We start from the raw sequence: 4,431 nt of genomic DNA, 5'->3' as shown, positions 1-4,431 counted from the left end.
GGGCAGGGGTGGGGACGTAAAGCGAAGCAGTCCCACACCCCTGCCCCTCCGGCCCGTCACCGCACCCCGACAGCCCCGCGCCGCGGCCCGGCCCGCCGCAGGCGCAACGGCGAGCAACACCCACGGCGGGACAGCCGAAAACGTGGGCCCCCATGCAAGCGCCCCGCATCCTCATCAGGCATCGTGTCCTTGACATCCGTCAGGAGGCTTACGAGGAGAGCGAAGACCCGTGGTGTCGGACCCACAGCGCGGCCAGCGCGGCCAGCGTACGAACGGCAGCGGTGGCGGCAGTGGTGCCTCGGATCAGACCGGTCACGAGGACCGCAAGCCCCAGTCGGACGAGGCCCACAGCGCCTTCACTCCGCCCCTGGGCGTGCCCTATCCGCCGCTTCCCGAGGACGAGCACCCCACCTCCGAGTTCGCGCTGCCCCCGGGGCTGCGCCCGGAGGCGCCGGCCGAGCAGGAGGGCTCGGCCTTCACCCCGCCGAGCAGTACCACCGGCCAGACCCCGCTGCCCGCCCCCGTGGGCGCCACGGCGATGAGCGTCGCCTTCACCCCGCCGCACGGCATCCCCGCCGTCAGCCTCACCAAGGAAGCCCCTTGGCAGGACCGGATGCGGACCATGCTCCGGATGCCGGTCCACGAGCGCCCGGTCCCCGAGCGCCTGGAGCGCGGCGACGAGGACACCGGCCCGGCCGTCCCCCGCGTACTCGACCTGACGCTCCGTATCGGCGAGATCCTGCTCGCCGGCGGTGAGGGCGCCGAGGACGTCGAGGCCGCGATGTTCGGCGTCGCGCACGCGTACGGGCTGGAGCGGGTCGAGCCGACCGTCACCTTCACCCTGCTGTCGATCTCCTACCAGCCGTCGCTGGTCGACGACCCGGTCACCGCCAGCCGGACGGTACGGCGCCGCGGCGTCGACTACACCCGGCTGTCCGCGGTGTTCCGGCTCGTCGACGACATCACCTCCGAGGGCATCACCCTCGAAGAGGCGTACCGCGGCCTCGCCGAGATCCGCCGTAACCGCCACCCGTACCCGAGCTGGGCGCTGACGGTGGCCTCCGGGCTGCTGTCCGGTGCCGCCTCCATGCTGGTCGGCGGCGGGATGCTGGTGTTCCTCGCGGCCGCGATCGGCTCGATGCTCGGCGACCGGCTGGCCTGGCTCGCGTCCGGGCGCGGGCTGCCGGAGTTCTACCAGTTCGTGGTCGCGGCGATGCCGCCCGCTGCGGTGGGCGTCGCCTTCGGTCTGGCGCACGCCAATGTGCAGGCGTCCGCGGTGATCACCGGTGGACTGTTCGCGCTGATCCCGGGGCGGGCGCTGGTCGCCGGCGTCCACGACGGGCTGACCGGCTACTACATCACCGCCGCCGCCCGTCTGCTGGAGGTCGGCTACCTCATCGTCGGTATCGTCGTCGGCGTCCTCAGCGTGCTCTACATCGGACTCCAGCTGAACCCCGGCCTCCGGCGGCTCAACCCCGAGGAGGCGCTGGGGGCGTACAACGAGCCGCTGGTCCAGATCACCGCGTCCATGCTGCTGGCGCTGGCGTTCTGCGTGCTGCTCCAGCAGGAGCGGCACACCGTGGCGTTCGCGACCCTGAACGGCGGCGTCGCCTGGGTCGTCTACGGCGCCCTCCACTACGTCGCCGAGATAAACCCGGTGCCCGCCACCGCGATCGGGGCCGGACTGGTCGGTCTCTTCGGCCAGTTGCTCTCCCGTTACCGCTATGCGTCGGCCCTGCCGTACGTCACCGCGGCCATCGGCCCGCTGCTGCCCGGTAGTGCCACGTACTTCGGGCTGCTCAACTTCGCCCAGGGCCACCTGCCGGAGGGCCTCACCTCCCTGGTGCAGGCCGCCTCGCTGGCGCTCGCCATCGCCGTGGGCGTCAACCTCGGTGCCGAAGTGGCCCGGCTGTTCCTGCGCGCTCCCGGGGTCGAGGAGGCCGGCGTACGCCGGGCCGCCAAGCGCACCCGCGGCTTCTGAGCGGACGTGCCGGGGCCGCCGACCCGGCCCCGGCACGCACGAACGGGCGGCAACCCGACTGGGTGCCGCCCGTTCGCGTACGAAAATCAGCGCGCGCGGACCCGGGCGCCACGGTCAGGGAAACCCCGCCGGACGCCGGGCCGACGACGCTGCGTCAGTGCGCGCCGCCCTGCGCCTCAAGACGCTTGAACGAGGCTTCGATCTCCGCCTCGGCCTCGGTGCGGCCGACCCAGTTGGCGCCCTCGACGGACTTACCGGGCTCCAGGTCCTTGTAGACCTCGAAGAAGTGCTGGATCTCCAGGCGGTCGAACTCCGACACGTGGTGGATGTCCCGCAGGTGCTCCACGCGCGGGTCGGACGCGGGCACGCACAGCAGCTTGTCGTCGCCGCCGGCCTCGTCCGTCATCCGGAACATGCCGATGGCGCGGCACTTGATGAGGCAGCCGGGGAAGGTCGGCTCGTCCAGGATGACCAGCGCGTCCAGCGGGTCGCCGTCCTCGCCCAGGGTGTTCTCGACAAAGCCGTAGTCGGCCGGGTAGCTGGTCGAGGTGAAGAGTCGACGGTCCAGGCGGATCCGACCGGTCTCGTGGTCCACCTCGTACTTGTTCCGCGAACCCTTCGGGATCTCGATGGTGACGTCGAACTCCACGGGTGGCTCCTCCATGATCAACACATACGTCTGGTGATTAAGTGTCCCCCACGCAGGTGTGTGGTGGCGAAAGGGGCTGGTCCGAGGTGCCCGAGACCGGAAAGTGGCAGGTCAGATGGCAGTCGGCGGAACGTTCCGCGCGGGCGGCGACGCACGCGGCGGTCCGGTGGGCGCAGACGGCGGTCGCTGCCACGCGGCAGACCTGGCAGGCCACACCCCGCCAGACCCAGCAGACCTGGCGGCTGACGGCGGTCTCCGCAGCCACCGGCCTGGCGGTCGCGATCGTCGCGGTGGCGGCGTCCGGGCCGTGGGACTCGGGTCAGCGTACGGCCGAGCGGGCGGAGGCGGCCGAGATGGACGGTGCCAGTGGCGAGCATCACGCTCCGGAGGCCCGGCCGGCGCCCAGCGCACCCCCCGTGCTGCCCGCGCTCGGCGGCCGGGCGCCCGGTCCCGCGGGCCGTGGCGCGGCGCCCGGCCCCACCGACGCGGGGCTGGCCGACGCGCTCGCCCCGCTGCTGAAGGACCCGGCGCTCGGCCCGCTGCGGACGGCTTCCGTCCTGGACGTGGCCGCGGGCCGGGAGGTCTTCGGCGAGGGCCAGGGCAAGGCCGCCACCCCGGCCTCCACCGTCAAGCTCGCCACCGCCGTCGCCGCGCTCTCCGCGCTCGGCCCCGACCACCGCATCGACACCACGGTCGTCCTGACCGGCAAGAACCGTCTCGTCCTGGTCGGCGGCGGCGACCCCACCCTCACCGCCCGCGCCCCGCGGCACGGCGCCGAGGAACAGCCCGCGAACCTGCGCACCCTCGCCGACGCCACCGTCCGCGGCCTCAAGAAGCGCCACCTCACCAAGATCAGCCTGGGCTATGACACCGCCGCCTACTCGGGCCCCGTCCAGCACCCCATCGGCGCGAACGAGAACATCGCCCCCGTCACCGCGCTGATGACCGACGAGGCCCGCCTCGACGACTCCGAGCACGGCACCGCCCCCCGCGACACCGACCCCGCCCACACCGCGGCCGGCACCTTCGCCGATCTGCTCCACGACCGTGGCATCACCGTCGACGGCGACCCCGAGGGCGCCAAGGCCCCCAAGAAGGCCGCCCGGATCGCCGCCGTGCACTCCCTGCCGTTGTCCGCGCTCGTCGAGCGGATGCTCACCTTCAGCGACAACGACATCGCCGAGGCGCTGGCCCGCCAGACCGCCCTCGCCTCCCGGCAGCCGGCCAGCTTCGCCGGGGCCGGCAAGGCCGTGCGCACCGCCCTCCAGCGGGAGCACCTCCCGCTGGCCGGCGCCGTCTTCGAGGACGGCAGCGGCCTGGACCGCGACGACAAGGTCACCGCCGGCCTGCTCTCCCGCCTCCTGCTGCACGCCTCGTCGCCCGACCACCCGGCCCTGCGCCCCGTCGTCACCGGCCTCCCGGTGGCCGCCTTCACCGGCACCCTCAGCAACCGCTACCGGGGCCAGAGCGCAGGCGCCGGCGCCGTACGCGCCAAGACCGGCACCCTCACCGGTGTGAACACCCTCGCCGGCACGGTCGTCGACGCCGACGGCCGCCTTCTGGCTTTCTCGTTCATGACCAGCGGAACCACTGATCCCCAGGGGGCCCAGAACGCCTTGGACAAACTGGCCTCAGCCGTGGCCAACTGCGGTTGCCGCTAGGACCGGAGAGCGCCTCGGCTCAACAAGGGGCCGACCGGCCCACCGAGGGGTCCCACCACCACGCTTTTCCCCACCCCCCACGGGAGGGGACGGGCCGGAGGGGCAGGGTGTCCGGACGTAAAGCGAAGCAGTCCGGACAC

3 protein-coding genes are annotated in these 4,431 nt (G+C 73.0%); 2 read left to right on the top strand and 1 reads right to left on the bottom strand.

The window, feature by feature from the left end:
- Window positions 1–229 precede the first annotated feature (229 nt).
- Entirely contained in the window at window positions 230–1,981 is a 1,752-nt protein-coding gene (locus ACFWJW_RS37505; protein WP_387249865.1) for a threonine/serine exporter family protein, read from the top strand.
- A 154-nt stretch (window positions 1,982–2,135) separates the two neighbouring features.
- On the opposite strand, the gene ACFWJW_RS37500 is transcribed toward ACFWJW_RS37505, so the two are convergent.
- A complete protein-coding gene (locus ACFWJW_RS37500) occupies window positions 2,136–2,630 on the bottom strand; it encodes an inorganic diphosphatase (RefSeq protein ID WP_018090094.1) in 495 nt (164 codons plus the stop codon).
- An 86-nt stretch (window positions 2,631–2,716) separates the two neighbouring features.
- Here ACFWJW_RS37500 and dacB point away from each other — a divergent pair, with 86 nt between their 5' ends.
- Window positions 2,717–4,291, top strand: coding sequence for a D-alanyl-D-alanine carboxypeptidase/D-alanyl-D-alanine-endopeptidase (gene dacB / locus ACFWJW_RS37495; RefSeq protein WP_387249862.1), 1,575 nt, complete (start codon window positions 2,717–2,719; stop codon window positions 4,289–4,291).
- The last annotated feature ends 140 nt before the right edge of the window (window positions 4,292–4,431 follow it).

It is taken from the genome of Streptomyces sp. NPDC127097, assembly GCF_042724075.1.
Taxonomy (GTDB): domain Bacteria; phylum Actinomycetota; class Actinomycetes; order Streptomycetales; family Streptomycetaceae; genus Streptomyces.
This window is presented reverse-complemented; position numbering and strand designations above follow the sequence as displayed.